Genomic DNA, 15876 nt, shown 5'->3' with positions numbered 1-15876 from the left:
TTTCTTCAGCCCTCGTCGCGGGGGGGGGGACCCACTAACGCGCCGGCCCCCCCCGGGGGGCGCCCGCCGCTTTTGTCGAGCTATCGAATCGCTCTCCGCTACACGGGCTTGAAGGCTCCGTAGCCGAGGCGGTTGAGGCGCTTCATGATCGCCTTGCTGCTGGTTCCGGTCTCGGGTCCGACGCACGACAGGAAGTAGTACGCATTCACCATGCCGACGAGCCGGTCGCCGACGACCACGGGGCTGCCCGAATCACCTTCGATGACGCACATCTGGCTGATGTGGCGGTCGCCGATCGAGGTCCAGTTGACGCCGCAGGTCTTGCCCGTCGTACGGCCGGTCTTGCACAGCACTGTCGGGAACTGCGGTGCGCGCGTGTCGATTCGACGGATCGTCACTCCGTTGACGGTTCGCACGGGGTTGACCTTCGACGCATCCAACTTGATGACCGCGATGTCGATGTCCGAGCTGCTGTACGCGAACGTGCCGATCTGGCCGCGCTGCTGGTAGCGCTCGGACAGCACCCGCTGTCCCGGCTTACCGCAGTGGCCCGCCGTCACGGCAATCAACTCGCCGCGATGCGAACCCGACGTCGGGCGTCCCACGGTGGTCACCGTGCACGCCGAAGCAGTGTTCCCTCCCTTGAGGACCAGAATCCCCGAGCCTCCGCCCAGCGGGACCTTGCCCGCGGCGTCGGCGGTACCGACCCCGATGCCGATGAGCGACGCCATCGCAGCCGTTACGACTGCGATGAGAATCGTCAGCTTCTTCATATTCACTCCACTCGCGTGTTGTCCTGGGGCCCGGCGCCGTAGCGCAGACCTCCCCACCTTAGATGCGCGATCCTGGGTGAACCCAGCCCCGAGCGCGATCCTGCACAGGTCGTGATGCAATCGATACGACGCTCGCAATGTACCGCCCCTGCGTGTCGGACGCCACATTCGCTGGTGGGTCGATGGGTGGACCCTGTCTGAGGGCTCTAGAATCTCTAGGCGTGTGAATCGTCGTCCGGCGCAGCCTGACGGCGTCCGTCCCCGAGAGTTCTGGAGAAACCTGTGACCGATGCCGGCCGCCCAGTCGTCCTGATCGCCGACAAACTTGCGCCTTCGACCGTGGAAGCACTCGGCGGCGACGTCGAGGTCCGCTGGGTCGACGGCCCGGACCGCCCGAAGCTCCTCGAAGCCGTCGTCGACGCTGACGCCATCCTCGTCCGTTCGGCGACCACCGTCGACGCCGAGGTCCTCGATGCGGGTAAGAGGCTGAAGATCATCGCGCGCGCGGGTGTCGGCCTTGACAACGTCGACGTTCCGGCGGCGACCGAGCGCGGCGTCATGGTCGTCAACGCTCCGACGTCGAACATCCACTCGGCGGCCGAGCACGCGATCGCGCTGCTGATGTCGACCGCCCGCCAGATCCCCGCGGCAGACGCGACACTGCGTGAACACACCTGGAAGCGTTCGTCGTTCTCGGGCGTCGAGATCTTCGACAAGACTGTCGGCGTCATCGGCCTCGGCCGCATCGGTCAGCTCGTCGCAGCCCGCCTCGCCGCGTTCGAAGCCAAGATCGTCGCCTACGACCCCTACGTGTCGGCGGCCCGAGCAGCACAGCTCGGCATCGAACTGCTGCCTCTCGACGAACTCCTCGAGCGTGCCGACCTCATCACCATCCACCTGCCCAAGACGAAGGAGACCGCAGGTCTCATCGGCGAGGAGCAGCTCAAGAAGGTCCGCAAGGACCTCATCATCGTCAATGCCGCGCGTGGCGGCCTGATCGACGAGGCCGCGCTGGCCACCGCCATCACCGAGGGCCGCGTTCGTGGCGCGGGCCTGGACGTCTACGGCTCCGAACCCTGCACCGACTCGCCGCTGTTCGAGCTCCCGCAGGTCGTCGTCACGCCGCACCTCGGCGCGTCGACCGCGGAGGCGCAGGACCGCGCGGGCACCGACGTCGCGAAAAGCGTCAAGCTCGCGCTCGCCGGCCACTTCGTTCCCGACGCCGTCAACATCACCGGCGGTCCGGTCGACGACGAGGTCGCACCGTGGCTGGAGCTGTCCCGCAAGCTCGGCCTCCTCGCGGGTGTCGTCGCGGGCGGGATGCCGACCGGCCTGACCGTCGAGGTCCGCGGCGAACTGGCGTCCAGCCCCGTCGACGTCCTTGGGCTGTCCGCCGTCCGCGGTCTGTTCTCGGCCGTCGTCGACGAGCCGGTCACCTTCGTCAACGCGCCGGCCGTCGCATCCGAGCGCGGCGTCACCCACGAGGTCGTCACCGAATCGGAGAGCCCGAACCACCGCAGTCAGGTGGATGTGAAGGCCGTGTTCGCCGACGGCAGCGTCGTCAACGTCGCGGGCACCCTGACCGGTCCGCGGTACGTCGAGAAGATCGTCAACGTCAACGGACGCAACTTCGACCTGCGCGCGCAGGGTCGCAACCTGCTCGTCAGCTACGGCGATCAGCCGGGCACTCTCGGCAAGATCGGCTCGCTGCTCGGCGACGCCGGTGTGGACATCGAGGCCGCGGCGCTCGCTCAGGACGCCGACGGCGACGGTGCGACCATGCTGCTGCGTGTCGATCGTGAACTCAGCGAAGACCTGCTCGCGTCGATCGGCGACGCAGTCTCGGCCACCCTGATCAAGCAGGTCGATCTCGGATGAGCAGTATGAAGCTCGCCGTCATCGGCGGCGACGGGATCGGTCCCGAGGTCACCGCGGAAGCATTGAAAGTCCTGCGCAAACTGCACCCCGAGGTCGAGACCACCGAGTTCGACTTCGGTGCCCGCCGCTACCATGCCACCGGCGACCTGCTCACCGACGAGGACCTCGCGTCGCTGCGCGAGCACGACGCGATCCTCCTCGGGGCGATCGGCGATCCGTCGGTGCCGTCGGGTGTCCTCGAGCGCGGCTTCCTGCTGAAGCTGAGGTTCGTACTCGATCACCATGTGAACCTGCGGCCCTCGATCCTGTTCGACGGCGTCACGACCCCGCTGGCGGGCGATCCGGCGATCGACTTCGTAGTGGTCCGCGAGGGCACCGAGGGGCCGTACACCGGCAACGGCGGCGCCATCCGCGTCGGCACCCCGAACGAGGTCGCGACCGAGGTCAGTGTCAACACTCGCTTCGGTATCGAACGCGTCGTCCGTGACGCGTTCGTCCGTGCGCAGTCGCGCGGCAAGAAGCTGACGCTGGTCCACAAGACCAACGTGCTCACGTTCGCGGGCTCGATGTGGGCCCGGACCGTCGACGAGGTCGGCGCCGAGTTCCCTGAGGTCGCCACCGACTACCTCCACGTGGATGCCGCCACCATCTTCATGGTCACCGATCCCGGCCGCTTCGACGTGATCGTCACCGACAACCTGTTCGGCGACATCATCACCGACCTCGCAGCCGCGGTCTCCGGGGGCATCGGTCTGGCCGCGTCCGGTAACATCGACGCGACCCGCACCAACCCGTCGATGTTCGAGCCGGTCCACGGCAGCGCACCGGACATCGCAGGCCAGGGGCTCGCCGATCCGACCGCCGCGATCCTGTCCGTGGCTCTGCTGCTGCGTCATCTCGGCGATGACGAGGGCGCGGTCCGCGTCGAGAAGGCGGTTGCCGCCGACGTGGCGTCGCGCGGCGAGTCGCGCGGTTCGACGTCGCAGGTCGGCGACCGGATCCTGGCCGCCGTCTAAGGTCGCGTCGTCATACCAACGCGTATGGCGTGAGGACTCGCCTCAAACGGCCTGTTCCCGCGCGATACGCGTTGGTACGACGGTCGGCAACCGTCGCTGGTGGTCGCCGCGACGAATCATCTCCGCGAGCAGCGGACCGACGACGCTCCACTGGTGGACCACCTGCGTATAGGTGAGCCGGATCGGGTCGTAGCCGAGTGCCCGTGCGTGCAGGTCGCGGAGCCGGTCGTTCTCGAAGGCGTGCGGGGCGGCGTGATACTCAAAGCCGTCGACTTCGATGAGCATCGATCGCCCGACCACGAAGTCGACTTTGCCCACCCCCGGGATGTACACCTGCGGCCGGACTTTGAGGTTCGGTGCTCGCAGGCGAAGTCGTACCATGGACTCGGTTCCCGAGTCGGCGCGCCCGTCACACAGTTCGAGGCTGTGGACGACGCACTTCGGATGCGTCGCGAAGAGAACGGCGAGATCTGTCGCCGACATCAGCTGCCTGTTCAACACCGAGTCGCAGATGACGACGAAGTCCTCGGACGGCAGACAACGCGCCGCGTGTAGGAGCGCGGTGGGCAGATCGTCGACCGCTTCGCATTCCGCTGGTTGTCGACCGTGCTGCCTGCACCAGTCCGGACGCAGGCGTGAGGTCGCGTCGTTGCCCCGGATGTGGAGTCGGTCGGTCGGTGGAACCCAGACCCCGTGCCTTCTGAGCGCGGACGTGCACGTGAGCACCCCGCCCGCGCGAACAGCGCGTACGACGTCGGGGTCGGCGTCGAGCCTCGCCCACCATCGTCTGCGCAGACTGACCAGGCGTCCATCGGTTATCGCCCGGTCGATCTCCCTTCGCGGCCAGCGCGCCAACATCTGCCCCCGTGAATAGACCCCCGTGTCCATGGTGCGATTCTCGGACCTGTTCGTCCGGTATGTGCGGAAACTGATCTTCTCGTCATACCAACGCGTATGCGGCGAGAACTACGCTGAAATTGCCGAATCGGCTGTTCTACTCGTTGGTACGACGAGCCGGGTCGCGCGGGACCAGCCCGACGGCGATCAGTGGCGCTATCGCAGCGATCCCAAACGCCGCCGGATAGCCTGCCGCGTCGATGAGCCGCCCGAAGCCGGCGGTGCCCGCAGCCGTCGCGACGTACTGCGCGGTGTTCTGCACGCCGAGGCTGCGGCCACTCCACGACGGCCCGGCGAACTCGGCGATCGCGGTGAACGCGAGCCCATTGTCGGCGACGGCGCTCACGGTCGCGACCACCATGACTGCGGCCGCGACCGGACTGCCGATCGCGTCGGTGAGGGCGAGGACGGCACTCGAGGCGCCGGCGACGATCGCGATCACGCGGATCGGCTTCATCCGCGAGCCGATGACGTCGGATGCGCGGCCCGCGACGATTCGGCCGATCGCGCCGAGCACCTGCGTGCTAGTCACCAGTGCGCCCGCCGCGAGGGGTGTCCACTCGTGAGCGACGATCAGCCATGCGGGGACGAACGTCCACAGCATTGACTGCGGGATCACCAACAGGACACTCACCGTGTGCACCCGTTGCAGGAAGGTGTTGCGGCGATACGGGTTGGCATCGCGGGCCGACCCGGTCGCTGCGGGCAGCGGTGGGTCGACGATGGCGGCGGCGACCGCGACGAGGCCGAGCACGGTCACGGCGACCGGTACCGCGAACGCGGCAGACAGCCCCCACATCTGGGCGAACACCGGCATCGTCAGCGCGCACACGCCGATGCCCAGCGGCTGTGCCATCTGACGGATTCCCATCGCGGTGCCCCGCTGGTTCGCCGGGAACCATCCGACGACGATGCGTCCGCTCGCACCGTTGGCGGCGCCGGACCCCAGCCCGCCGAGCAGCAGAGGAGCGGCGAGTGCCGCGAAACCGCCGCCGGTCGCCGCGACGACGAGAGCGCCGATGGTGCCGACCAGCGTGACCAGCAGGGAGACCAGCAGTACGCGACGTTCGCCGAAACGGTCGAGAGCAGCGCCCCACACGATGATCGTCAGGGTGAGACCGACGGTCGGGATCGCGGCCAACGTCGCCGCATCCGAGAGTGACATCCCGTGTTCGCTGTGCAGTTCCGGAATGACGTATGCGACACCCGAAGTCGCGCACGTCGTCGTCATCGCTGCGACGAGGGAACTCACCAGCATCGTCCATCGCTGGGCCGATGAGACCGAGTGCGGTTCGGGCATGGGGAGCCTCCCTGTGTTCACGGCTTCGCGGGACCGTCGAAGTAGAGATTCGGGTACCAAATAGTGAGATTGTAGTTTCAAAGTATAGAACACGATATTCGGTGCGATAGTCTTCGGGACATGAAACTCGGTCGAGTCGCAAGTCCGGACGGCGTCGCATTCGTCGCCGTCGAAGGCCCCGAAGGTCAGGAGACCGCCCGCGAGATCGCGGAGCACCCGTTCGGTGACCCGACGTTCACTGGGCGTGAATGGAAGCTGGCCGACACCCGTCTCCTCGCGCCGATCCTCGCGACCAAGATCATCGCGATCGGCAAGAACTATGCAGCTCACGCCGCCGAGATGGGCGGCGAGGTCCCGGCGGACCCGGTGATCTTCTCCAAGCCGAACACATCGATCGTCGGGCCGGGCGCACCGATCGTGCGGCCGCCGTCGTCCGAGCGCGTCGACTACGAGGGCGAGCTCGCCGTCGTGATCGGCCGCCCCTGCAAGGACGTGCCCGCGGCGAAGGCCGCCGACGTCATCCTCGGCTACACGGTCGCCAACGACGTCACCGCGCGCGACCAGCAGGCGTACGACGGCCAGTGGACCCGTGCCAAGGGATACGACACGTTCTGCCCGCTGGGTCCGTGGATCGTCACCGACTTCGATCCGTCCGACGCGGCCGTTCGCACCGACCTCGACGGAGTCGAGAAGCAGTCGAGTCGCACCTCGCTGATGCTGCACTCGGTCGGCGACATTATCGAATGGGTGTCACGTGTGATGACTCTGCTGCCCGGCGATGTGATCCTCACCGGCACTCCGGAGGGCGTCGGCCCGATGACCGCGGGACAGTCGGTGTCGGTCACCGTCGAAGGCATCGGGACGCTCACCAACCCCGTGATCGACAAGTGACTCGCCCCGGCCGCGCCGCGCCGACCATCGTGCGCCGAGGGGACGTGGCGCTCTCGTGCACCGAAGTGGGCAGCGGACCGCTCGTCGTGATGGTGATGGGAACAGGCAGTCCGGGCCGCGTCTGGCACGCCCATCAGCAGCCCGCCCTGCTCAAGGCGGGCTTCCGTGTGGTCACCTTCGACAATCGGGGTATCGCGCCGTCGAGCGAATGCGGTGCGGGATTCACGCTCGCCGACATGGTGGCCGACACGGCGGCGGTGATCGAACACTTCGGTGCACCGGCGCTCGTCGTCGGGACGTCGATGGGCGCGCGCATCGCGCAGGAACTGACGCTGAGTCACCCCGAGTTGGTCCGCGCCGCCGTCATGCTCGGCACGTACGGGCGCCCGACGCCGTTGATCACCGCGTACAACGAGGGGGAGAAGGCGCTCATCGACGCCGGGCAGACATTGCCAGACGATTTCCACGCGGCGCTCAGCGCACATATGAATCTCTCGCCCGCGACGCTGGCCGACGACCGGTCGGCACGCGATTGGCTCGACATCATCGGATTCGGCGGGCAGTCGCACACGGCGGGTCTGCGCGCCCAACTCGATCTTCCTGAGCGCGACGAGAACCGGTTGGCGGCCTACCGCGGCGTCACACGCCCGTGCCTGGTGGTCGGGTTCGCCGACGACCGCACGCTCCCGGTGTTCTTGGCTCGTGAGGTCGCCGATGCCATTCCGGGTTCGCGCTACGAGGAGATCGCCGACGCCGGCCACTTCGGCTATCTCGAACGGCCCGACGAAGTCAACCGGTTGTTGATCGAGTTCCTGGCGGCGAACTAGCGGCACAGTCCACCGTCACTGTTGGCGGGCACGCACCGAGACCGCGACCAGCAGTGCGGCTGCGGTGGGGGCGTCGTCGAGGGTGATGACGAGCGGTCGGCCGCTGGTGCGCGTGATGGAGACGGCGGAGCCGGAGCGCAGCACGATGCCCAGTCGGCCGCGTGCGAACCGGACGCCGTAACCGCCGAAGTCGCCGATCGCCCGGATATTGACCACGGATACGTCCTCGATGTCGTCTGCGGCCACGTGCCAGCGCGGCAGGCCCGCGATCGAGCGGACCGTCAAACCGGATGAGTCGACCCGGACGTGGTACGCCACGATGGTGGACGCTGCACCGATCGTGACCGCGACGATCGCGATCGCCGCCCAGAGTGCACTTGTCGAGCCGCCGTTCGTCCACGCGACCAGCACGCTGACCGAGGCGAAGACGAAGACGAGGCCGGTCACGATCAGGATGCCGCGGGACGCGGTCTGGGTGTGTAGCCACACCGCGCGTCCGCCGGGGGCCAGGCCCATGGGTTCGGCGGGTCGCCCGGGGTTCGCAGGCGGATCGGCCGGCTGGACATACCAGCCGACCGCACCGACGGCGAACGCGGCGATCACGGATATGCCGATCAGTGCCACCGGCGACTCGGTGTCGCCGTCGGTCTGGGCGGCGAGGGTTCCGGCGAATATCACCGCGGTCGCGGTAGCGAGGGCGGCGGACGCGGTCGACACCCAACGGAACGTCCCGCCGGGCGTGCCGTCGCGCACTTGGCGGTAGTTGACGGCGGAGATGCCGATCGCGACCAGTCCGACCACGATCGCGCCGATCACCATCGTCCACGGCGATCCCCACCGGTCGGCGTCGCCCGAGGCGTTCCAGTGCACCGCGATCTCGTCGGGGAGGTCAGAGATCGACATGGCCTGAACGACCACGGCGATCAGCGTGACTAGTGCTGGCGTGACGAATCCGACGGCGACATAGGTGAGTCGACGGCGGGTGGCGAAGTTGTCAGTCGATGGCACGAGTTGCCTCCTTGACGAGTGCGGACAGAGTTTCCGGGCGCAGTCCCGCGGCAGCGGCTTTGGCCGCGAGCGCTGTGATGTCGTCGTGGACGGCCGACAGGGTGTCGGAGGCGTCGGTGAGGACTGCACCCCGGCCACGGCGGAGTTCCACCAGACCCTCGTCGCGCAACTGCTGGTACGCGCGCAGGACGGTGTGGACGTTCACGTCGAGGGCTGCGGCGAGTTCACGGGCGGACGGGAGCCGGTCTCCTGCCCGCGAACGGCCGGCGGCCACGTCCGATCGGACGCTGTCTGCGATCTGAGCGAAGATCGGCGCGTCACTTGAGGGATCGATACCAACGAGCACGTAATTAATCTAGTTTCACTAGAACAATTGAGTCAAGAGTGTGGAGGGCTGCCCGACCTCGCGCTCGGCCGATGACATAGGCTGACCTGCATGACAAGTGCTGACAACGTTCGCGTCCGCTTCTGTCCGTCGCCCACCGGAACCCCGCACGTCGGCCTCGTGCGGACTGCTCTGTTCAACTACGCGCAAGCCCGCCACACGGGCGGAACCTTCGTGTTCCGCATCGAGGACACGGACGCCGCGCGCGATACCCAGGAATCGTACGACGCCATCCTCGACGTCCTGCAATGGCTCGGACTCGACTGGGATGAGGGCCCGGGCGTCGGCGGTCCGTACGGTCCGTACCGGCAGTCCGAGCGCAAGCAGCTCCACCTCGACGTCGTCGCGAAGCTCCTCGAGTCCGGCGACGCGTACGAGGCGTTCTCGACGCCGGATGAGGTCGAGGCGCGGCACAAGGCTGCCGGTCGTGACCCGAAGCTCGGGTACGACAACTTCGACCGCGACCTCACTGACGAGCAGCGCGCGGCGTACCGCGCGGAAGGCCGCAACCCGGTGGTGCGGCTGCGCATGCCCGACGACGACCTCGCGTGGGACGACATGGTGCGCGGCACCACGACTATCAAGGCGGGCACGGTCCCGGACTTCGCGCTCACCCGTGCCAACGGTCAGCCGCTGTACACGCTGGTCAATCCGGTCGACGATGCGATGATGAAGATCACCCACGTCCTGCGCGGCGAGGATCTCCTGTCCTCCACACCGCGCCAGATCGCGCTGTACCGCGCGTTGATCCGGATCGGCGTCGCCGAGGCGGTCCCCGAGTTCGCGCATCTGCCGTTCGTCATGGGGGAGGGGAACAAGAAGCTCTCCAAGCGTGACCCGGAGTCGAGCGTGTTCCACCATCGCGACCGCGGTTTCGTGCCCGAAGGCCTCCTGAACTATCTCGCCCTGCTTGGCTGGGGCTTCTCCGGGGATGAGGACATCTTCAGTCTCGACGAGATGATCGCGGCGTTCGACGTTCACAATGTGAACTCGAATCCGGCGCGGTTCGATCAGAAGAAGGCTGACGCCATCAACGCCGAGCATCTGCGCCGGCTGGAGCCCGCGGACTTCGCCGGACGGCTACGGGCGTTTCTGGTGGCGCGTGGCGATCTCGCCGAGCCGATCGACGACGAGCAGTTCACCGTGGTGGCCGATCTCGTGCAGACGCGCATCCAGGTGCTCGGCGATGCGTGGGACCTCATCAAGTTCCTGTACATCGACGACGCCGATTTCGCCTTCGATGAGAAGTCCGCTGCCAAAAACCTCGGCGGCGACGCGGTGCCGGTCCTCGATGCCGCGATCGCCGCGTGTGAGACGCTGGAGACCTGGGGCACCGACCGCCTGGAGGCGGCGCTCAAGGCAGCCCTCGTCGAGGGGTTGGAGCTCAAGCCGCGCAAGGCGTTCGGCCCTATCCGTGTCGGCGTCACCGGCGCCGCCGTCAGTCCTCCGCTCTTCGAGTCGATGGAACTCCTCGGTCGTGACAAGAGCCTCGCGCGTTTGCGGCTCGCCCGCGAAACGGCGCAGAAAGTGGTCTGACCTGTCGATTTGCACTTTGGGGTGGGGTTGTTGGTAATGTACTCCCCGGCCAGGAAAGCGCCGGTTCACTCATCGTGACTGACGCGGTTCGGGCCAAATCCCTTGGGGTATGGTGTAATTGGCAACACAGCGGTTTCTGGTACCGCCATTCTAGGTTCGAGTCCTGGTACCCCAGCGAAGTTCGCGGAGTGATGTGCGAGCTTTACAATTGAAGAGTTGTTCTAGGGCCCCGTCGTCTAGCGGCCTAGGACGCCGCCCTCTCAAGGCGGTAGCGCGGGTTCGAATCCCGTCGGGGCTACGCAGAACGAAGGCCCTCATCGACATCGGTGAGGGCCTTCGTCGTTGTGTTGGTCGGCGCATCCGTCGAGAACCTCAGCTCTGGTAGAACTGTGCGGTCGAACCGGCCAGCGGCATCGCGGGAAGGCCGAGCTTGCGATGGTCCCAGGACCGGACTCGATCGGCGACGACGCGGACGGCGACACGCTTGTGCATCATCGCGTCGACGGCGGGACGCAGGTCGTCGGTGTAGGGGCCGTTGTAGCGTTCCCAGACGCCGATTCCGACTTTCATGCAGGTCTCGGGGTCGTCGTGGATCTCGGCGTGCCCGGTAATGCTGATGCCGCGCAGCGTGTCGTAGGTGATCCCGTCCTCGATGGAGACGGTCACCCGGGAGTCACGGCCCAGATTGACGGCCTTCTGAGACTTCGCCTTGGTCTCGACCCAGATCTCGCCGTCGATCACGGCGTACCACATGGCGATCAGGTGGATTCCGTCCTTGCCGTAGGTGGCGAACGTCGCCGTTCGGTGTTCATCGATGAAAGCAGTGACCTCGTCATCGGACATGACGATCTGGCCGCGTTGGTTGATTCCCATGGATGAGAACGTAACTCACAAGCGTGCGCTGATACTTGCCGCCGCCGAGATCAGCTTCTCGGCATACTTCTCGCCGGGTTTGCGGCCGAGGCGACCGATTGGGCCGGAGATGGACACGGCGGCGATCACCTCGCCGGTCGAGTCGTAGACGGGAGCTGATGCGCTCGCGACGCCGTCGACGCGTTCGGAGACGCTGTGGGCCCACCCGCGTCGGCGGATCTCGGTGAGCGTCCGCTCGGTGTACGCGGCGTCGAGCAGGAGCATGGCGCGTGTGTCCGCGGCGGCCCACGCCGCGAGGACTTTGGCGGCCGAGCCCGCCGACATGGTGAGGCGGGTCCCGACGGGAACGGTGTCGCGCAGACCGGTCGGCGGCTCCGATGCCGCGATGCACACACGGACGGCGCCTTCGCGGCGATACAGTTGTACTGACTCGCCGGTGGTCTCCTGCAGCCCGGGAAGCACCAACAGAGCGGCTTCGCGCACCTGATCGTGCGCGGTCGCGGCGAGTCGAGTCAACGCCGGACCGGGAACCCAGCGTCCGGAGTCGTCTCGGGTGAGGAGCTCGTGGACTTCCAGTCCTACCGCGAGGCGGTGCGCGGTGGCGCGCGGCAGGCCGGTGGCCTCGCACAGTTCGTTGAGGTTGCGCGGTGCGGCCGCGACGGTGTGCAAGACCGCCACGGATTTGTCGAGCACGCCGATTCCGCTATCCTTTCCCATAGGACGATACTAGCTGTCCAAATACTGAGATCAAGTATCGGTGGGTCGACCGCCGAGGGAAAGAACCGAGTGGCTCATGAGTGAGAAGAACGCGAAGCCGCGCACCCTGGCCGAGAAGGTCTGGGACGACCACGTCGTCGTCCCGGGTGAAGTGGACGCGCACGGCAATGCGAATCCGGACCTGATCTACATCGATCTGCACCTCGTCCACGAGGTGACGAGTCCGCAGGCCTTCGACGGTCTCCGCATGGCCGGCCGCGAGCTCCGTCGCCCGGACCTCACCATTGCGACCGAGGATCACAACGTCCCGACCGTCGACATCTTCAGCCCGATCGCCGATCAGGTGTCCGCGCTCCAAGTGGAGACGTTGCGCCGCAACTGCGAGGAGTTCGGCGTCCGACTGCACCCGATGGGTGACGTCGAGCAGGGCATCGTGCACGTCGTCGGGCCACAGCTCGGATTGACGCAGCCCGGTATGACGGTCGTCTGCGGCGACAGCCACACCTCGACGCACGGTGCGTTCGGCGCGCTCGCGATGGGGATCGGCACGTCCGAGGTCGAACACGTGATGGCGACGCAGACTCTGTCGCTGCGGCCGTTCAAGACCATGGCGATCACCGTCGACGGCGAACTGCCGCCGGGCGTCACGAGCAAGGACCTGATCCTCGCCGTGATCGCCGAGATCGGTACAGGCGGCGGTCAGGGGCATGTCCTCGAGTACCGCGGCCCGGCCATCGAGAAGTTGTCGATGGAAGCGCGGATGACGATCTGCAACATGTCGATCGAGGCTGGTGCGCGCGCAGGCATGATCGCTCCCGACGCCACCACCTATGAGTACCTGAAGGGGCGCCCGAACGCGCCGGTCGGCGACGACTGGGATGCGGCGGTCGAGTACTGGGACGGCCTGCGTACCGACGACGGCGCCGTGTTCGACCGTGAAGTCCACATCGACGCCACCGCACTGACGCCATTCGTGACCTGGGGGACCAACCCGGGTCAAGGGCTGCCGTTGGGGGCGAGCATCCCGGACCCGTCGGAGATCGTCGACGAGACCGAAGCCACCGCCGCCGCCCGCGCCATCGAGTACATGGGGTTGACGCCGGGCACGCCGCTGCGCGAGGTCGAGGTCGACACCGTCTTCGTCGGCTCGTGCACCAACGGCCGCATCGAGGACCTGCGAGTGGTCGCCGAGATCCTGTCGGGTCGGAAGGTCGCCGACGGGATGCGGATGCTGATCGTGCCCGGGTCGATGAAGGTCCGCGCGCAGGCCGACGAGGAGGGTCTCGGCGAGATCTTCGCCGCCGCGGGTGCCGACTGGCGGATGGCCGGCTGCTCGATGTGTCTTGGCATGAACCCCGACCAGCTGTCGCCGGGGGAGCGGTGCGCGTCCACGTCCAACCGCAACTTCGAAGGCCGTCAGGGCAAGGGCGGACGCACCCACCTCGTGTCGCCCGCCGTCGCAGCGGCCACCGCCGTCCGCGGTCGCTTCGCCGCCCCCGCGGACCTGGTCTGAATCCGACGAGCTGAACAGGAAACTGAGATGGAAGCATTCACTACGCACACCGGAATCGGAGTTCCGTTGCAGCGCAGCAACGTCGATACCGATCAGATCATCCCCGCCGTCTACCTCAAGCGAGTGACGCGGACCGGCTTCGAAGACGGTCTGTTCTCGAGCTGGCGCACCGACCCTGGATTCATCCTCAACAACGAGCCATGGTCGAACGGGTCCGTCCTGGTCGCCGGGCCCGACTTCGGAACTGGATCGTCGCGCGAGCACGCCGTCTGGGCGCTCATGGACTTCGGATTCCGGGTCGTCCTCTCCTCGCGGTTCGCCGACATCTTCCGCGGCAACTCCGGGAAGGCTGGACTTCTGGCCGCGCAGGTCGAGCAGTCGGACATCGAGCTGCTGTGGAAGCGGCTCGACGCCGAACCCGGCCTGGAAGTGACCGTCAGTCTCGAGGAGATGACGGCCGCCGCGGGCGACCTAGTCGTCCCGATCCAGGTGGACGACTACACGCGCTGGCGTCTGATGGAAGGCCTCGACGACATCGGCTTGACCTTGCGTGAGGTGGACCGCATCACCGAGTACGAGCAGCGTCGTCCGTCGTTCAAACCGGTGACCCTCTGACCGCTGCCCCATCCGCCGACCCCCGTCGCGACGCCGAATGCGGTGTCGCGGCGGGGGTTCGGCGTCGAACAGTCTCCAGAACTTTTCGGAGAGTCTGTGTGATCCCCGACATATTTTCCTCTACCGTGTGACATAGCTGGCGAGCCGAGTCGGCGTGATCCGCGGAGGTTTGAATGAACAAGGCAGAACTCGTCGAGGAATTGGCAAAAAGCCTCGACGCTGATCGAAAGACGGCGAACGCCGCCGTCGAGCACATGATCGACGCCATCGTCCGCGCCGTGCACAAGGGCGAGAGCGTGACGATCACTGGCTTCGGGGTGTTCGAGAAACGCAAGCGCGCAGCTCGTGTCGCCCGGAATCCGCGCACCGGCGAGACCGTCAAGGTCGCCGCCACGCAGGTCCCGTCGTTCCGGCCGGGAGCGCAGTTCAAGGCCATCGTCTCCGGCGACCAGAAGCTGTCCGCAGGTCAGCCCGCTGTGAAACGTGCTGCCCCCGAAGCGGCGCCGGTCAAGGCCGCAGCGAAGAAGACGGCAGCAAAGAAGACAGCAGCGAAGAAGACAGCAGCGAAGAAGTCAGCGGCTAAGAAGACGACAGCCGCGAAGAAGGCCCCAGCCAAGACGGCCCCAGCGAAGAAGACCGCAGCCAAGACGACAGCCGCGAAGAAGACCCCAGCCAAGACAGCCCCAGCCAAGAAGACCGCAGCAAAGAAGAAGTGACCTCGCGCGAGCTCAGTCTGCGAGCGGACTCGGGATGTGGTCGGCCGCGACCAGCCGCTCGCCTCGCAACGTCAACACCCATACGCTGCCTTTCCGGTTCCGGGAGGCTGGCAGTGTGACGCCGTCCCGCTCAGCCCACCGGGACAGCACGGGCGGGATCACCTTCCCCTGACTGCAGACGACGCGTACTGCGCCCTTCTTTCCGGCGAGTGCGAGCAGTCGTCGGTACGCGGCCTCGGGGTCGGCCGCGTAGGCCTCTTCGGTGAGCGCCGACTCCACGCTGACGGGCCTGCGGAGCGCTTCGGCCAGCGGTTCAAGGGTTTGGACGCAGCGCAAGCGGTCGGCGGCGTGCAGGTGATGCGCGCCGAACAGTCCGAGGAGATCCGTCAGAGCCGCAGCCTGGCGACGGCCCTCGGCGTCGAGCGGACGGTCCCGATCGTCGCCGTGGAAAGCCGCGCGCCTGCCCGCTTTCGCGTGTCGCGCCAGTAGCATCGTGCGCAGTTCGTCGACCGGCTGGGATGCGAAGGCACGCAGTACTTTCCGGTCGGCGGCATAACTGACCAGGCCGATCGCGTCGGACACCGACAACCAGCGCAGCGCGTCGCACTCGTGATTGGCGACGAACTCGCCGCCGGTCGCGGCGACCGACCAGTAGCCGACCTTCTTGCGTGCACCCGACCCGAGCGTGTACTCGACGGTGATGAGGCGGTGGCCCATCCGGATCTCGTAACCGGTCTCCTCGACGAGTTCGCGCGCCGCGGTGGTCACGAGTAGCTCGCCCGGCTCGGCCTTGCCCTTCGGCAGCGACCAGTCGTCGTATCGGGGCCGGTGGACCAGCGCTACCTCGAGGTCGTCGCCGCGCCCGTGGTCGCAGTGGCGCCAGAGAACGCCACCGGCCGCCCACACGACCTTCTGCGAGGACGAGGACATC

16 protein-coding genes and 2 tRNA genes are annotated in these 15876 nt (G+C 67.0%); 10 read left to right on the top strand and 8 right to left on the bottom strand.

Annotated elements, in window-relative coordinates:
- Window positions 1–98: 98 nt before the first annotated feature.
- Entirely contained in the window at window positions 99–773 is a 675-nt protein-coding gene (locus L5G33_RS13795) for a trypsin-like serine protease (protein ID WP_236998740.1), read from the bottom strand.
- A 282-nt stretch (window positions 774–1055) separates the two neighbouring features.
- On the opposite strand from L5G33_RS13795, the gene serA reads away from it, so the two are divergent.
- Both serA and L5G33_RS13785 read left to right on the top strand, forming a co-directional pair.
- Complete coding sequence (gene serA, locus L5G33_RS13790; RefSeq protein ID WP_236998739.1) at window positions 1056–2651, top strand: phosphoglycerate dehydrogenase; 1596 nt, start codon at window positions 1056–1058, stop codon at window positions 2649–2651.
- 5 nt (window positions 2652–2656) lie between these two features.
- Complete coding sequence (locus tag L5G33_RS13785) at window positions 2657–3667, top strand: 3-isopropylmalate dehydrogenase (protein ID WP_236998770.1); 1011 nt, start codon at window positions 2657–2659, stop codon at window positions 3665–3667.
- 42 nt (window positions 3668–3709) lie between these two features.
- Here L5G33_RS13785 and L5G33_RS13780 read toward each other — a convergent pair whose 3' ends face one another.
- Together L5G33_RS13780 and L5G33_RS13775 are read right to left on the bottom strand one after the other, a co-directional pair.
- A complete protein-coding gene (locus tag L5G33_RS13780; protein WP_236998738.1) occupies window positions 3710–4555 on the bottom strand; it encodes an endonuclease domain-containing protein in 846 nt (281 codons plus the stop codon).
- A gap of 106 nt (window positions 4556–4661) precedes the next feature.
- Window positions 4662–5864 (bottom strand): MFS transporter, encoded by a 1203-nt coding sequence (locus tag L5G33_RS13775; protein ID WP_236998737.1) that lies wholly within the window; start codon window positions 5862–5864, stop codon window positions 4662–4664.
- Between the two features lie 120 nt (window positions 5865–5984).
- Here L5G33_RS13775 and L5G33_RS13770 point away from each other — a divergent pair, with 120 nt between their 5' ends.
- Both L5G33_RS13770 and L5G33_RS13765 read left to right on the top strand, forming a co-directional pair.
- On the top strand, window positions 5985–6755 hold the full coding sequence (locus L5G33_RS13770; RefSeq protein ID WP_236998736.1) for a fumarylacetoacetate hydrolase family protein: 771 nt from the start codon (window positions 5985–5987) through the stop codon (window positions 6753–6755).
- Entirely contained in the window at window positions 6752–7582 is an 831-nt protein-coding gene (locus L5G33_RS13765) for an alpha/beta fold hydrolase (protein ID WP_372476911.1), read from the top strand. Before L5G33_RS13770 ends, L5G33_RS13765 begins: the two co-directional genes overlap by 4 nt.
- Before the next feature lie 15 nt (window positions 7583–7597).
- On the opposite strand, the gene L5G33_RS13760 is transcribed toward L5G33_RS13765, so the two are convergent.
- Both L5G33_RS13760 and L5G33_RS13755 read right to left on the bottom strand, forming a co-directional pair.
- Window positions 7598–8590: a DUF1648 domain-containing protein gene (locus L5G33_RS13760; RefSeq protein WP_236998735.1), complete on the bottom strand. Its 993-nt coding sequence runs from the start codon at window positions 8588–8590 to the stop codon at window positions 7598–7600.
- On the bottom strand, window positions 8577–8936 hold the full coding sequence (locus tag L5G33_RS13755; RefSeq protein WP_236998734.1) for a GntR family transcriptional regulator: 360 nt from the start codon (window positions 8934–8936) through the stop codon (window positions 8577–8579). Before L5G33_RS13755 ends, L5G33_RS13760 begins: the two co-directional genes overlap by 14 nt.
- Before the next feature lie 90 nt (window positions 8937–9026).
- Between L5G33_RS13755 and gltX the strand changes: the two genes are divergently transcribed.
- The 3 genes from gltX to L5G33_RS13740 all read left to right on the top strand — a co-directional run bounded on the left by gltX (window position 9027) and on the right by L5G33_RS13740 (window position 10809).
- Complete coding sequence (gene gltX / locus L5G33_RS13750; RefSeq protein ID WP_236998733.1) at window positions 9027–10511, top strand: glutamate--tRNA ligase; 1485 nt, start codon at window positions 9027–9029, stop codon at window positions 10509–10511.
- 103 nt (window positions 10512–10614) lie between these two features.
- Window positions 10615–10686: transfer RNA gene (locus L5G33_RS13745), tRNA-Gln, on the top strand.
- Window positions 10687–10736: 50 nt separating this feature from the next.
- A tRNA-Glu gene (locus L5G33_RS13740) sits at window positions 10737–10809 on the top strand.
- A gap of 74 nt (window positions 10810–10883) precedes the next feature.
- On the opposite strand, the gene L5G33_RS13735 is transcribed toward L5G33_RS13740, so the two are convergent.
- Together L5G33_RS13735 and L5G33_RS13730 are read right to left on the bottom strand one after the other, a co-directional pair.
- A complete protein-coding gene (locus L5G33_RS13735; RefSeq protein WP_236998732.1) occupies window positions 10884–11384 on the bottom strand; it encodes a pyridoxamine 5'-phosphate oxidase family protein in 501 nt (166 codons plus the stop codon).
- A gap of 15 nt (window positions 11385–11399) precedes the next feature.
- Entirely contained in the window at window positions 11400–12101 is a 702-nt protein-coding gene (locus L5G33_RS13730; RefSeq protein WP_236998731.1) for an IclR family transcriptional regulator, read from the bottom strand.
- A 76-nt stretch (window positions 12102–12177) separates the two neighbouring features.
- On the opposite strand from L5G33_RS13730, the gene leuC reads away from it, so the two are divergent.
- From leuC to L5G33_RS13715, 3 genes are all read left to right on the top strand, one after another.
- Window positions 12178–13614, top strand: a complete 1437-nt coding sequence (gene leuC / locus L5G33_RS13725; protein ID WP_236998730.1) for a 3-isopropylmalate dehydratase large subunit — start codon at window positions 12178–12180, stop codon at window positions 13612–13614.
- Between the two features lie 27 nt (window positions 13615–13641).
- On the top strand, window positions 13642–14229 hold the full coding sequence (leuD, locus tag L5G33_RS13720; RefSeq protein WP_236998729.1) for a 3-isopropylmalate dehydratase small subunit: 588 nt from the start codon (window positions 13642–13644) through the stop codon (window positions 14227–14229).
- 173 nt (window positions 14230–14402) lie between these two features.
- Entirely contained in the window at window positions 14403–14945 is a 543-nt protein-coding gene (locus L5G33_RS13715; protein WP_236998728.1) for an HU family DNA-binding protein, read from the top strand.
- A 12-nt stretch (window positions 14946–14957) separates the two neighbouring features.
- Here the strand turns inward: L5G33_RS13715 and L5G33_RS13710 are convergent, their stop codons facing one another.
- The gene (locus L5G33_RS13710; protein ID WP_236998727.1) at window positions 14958–15875 is read right to left on the bottom strand and encodes an NUDIX hydrolase; all 918 of its coding nucleotides are present in this window, start codon (window positions 15873–15875) and stop codon (window positions 14958–14960) included.
- Window position 15876: the final 1 nt, after the last annotated feature.

Source organism: Gordonia liuliyuniae (assembly GCF_021738805.1).
Classification (GTDB): Bacteria; Actinomycetota; Actinomycetes; order Mycobacteriales; family Mycobacteriaceae; genus Gordonia; species Gordonia liuliyuniae.
This window is presented reverse-complemented; position numbering and strand designations above follow the sequence as displayed.

Excerpts from the sequence above, each read along its gene's own strand:
- L5G33_RS13780 (WP_236998738.1), bottom strand. The coding sequence starts at position 4,555 with ATGGACACGGGGGTCTATTCACGGGGGCAGATGTTGGCGCGCTGGCCG.
- L5G33_RS13775 (WP_236998737.1), bottom strand. The coding sequence starts at position 5,864 with ATGCCCGAACCGCACTCGGTCTCATCGGCCCAGCGATGGACGATGCTG.
- leuD (WP_236998729.1), top strand. The coding sequence starts at position 13,642 with ATGGAAGCATTCACTACGCACACCGGAATCGGAGTTCCGTTGCAGCGC.
- gltX (WP_236998733.1), top strand. The coding sequence starts at position 9,027 with ATGACAAGTGCTGACAACGTTCGCGTCCGCTTCTGTCCGTCGCCCACC.
- L5G33_RS13710 (WP_236998727.1), bottom strand. The coding sequence starts at position 15,875 with ATGTCCTCGTCCTCGCAGAAGGTCGTGTGGGCGGCCGGTGGCGTTCTC.
- leuC (WP_236998730.1), top strand. The coding sequence starts at position 12,178 with ATGAGTGAGAAGAACGCGAAGCCGCGCACCCTGGCCGAGAAGGTCTGG.
- L5G33_RS13735 (WP_236998732.1), bottom strand. The coding sequence starts at position 11,384 with ATGGGAATCAACCAACGCGGCCAGATCGTCATGTCCGATGACGAGGTC.
- L5G33_RS13715 (WP_236998728.1), top strand. The coding sequence starts at position 14,403 with ATGAACAAGGCAGAACTCGTCGAGGAATTGGCAAAAAGCCTCGACGCT.
- L5G33_RS13785 (WP_236998770.1), top strand. The coding sequence starts at position 2,657 with ATGAAGCTCGCCGTCATCGGCGGCGACGGGATCGGTCCCGAGGTCACC.
- L5G33_RS13770 (WP_236998736.1), top strand. The coding sequence starts at position 5,985 with ATGAAACTCGGTCGAGTCGCAAGTCCGGACGGCGTCGCATTCGTCGCC.
- L5G33_RS13730 (WP_236998731.1), bottom strand. The coding sequence starts at position 12,101 with ATGGGAAAGGATAGCGGAATCGGCGTGCTCGACAAATCCGTGGCGGTC.
- L5G33_RS13795 (WP_236998740.1), bottom strand. The coding sequence starts at position 773 with ATGAAGAAGCTGACGATTCTCATCGCAGTCGTAACGGCTGCGATGGCG.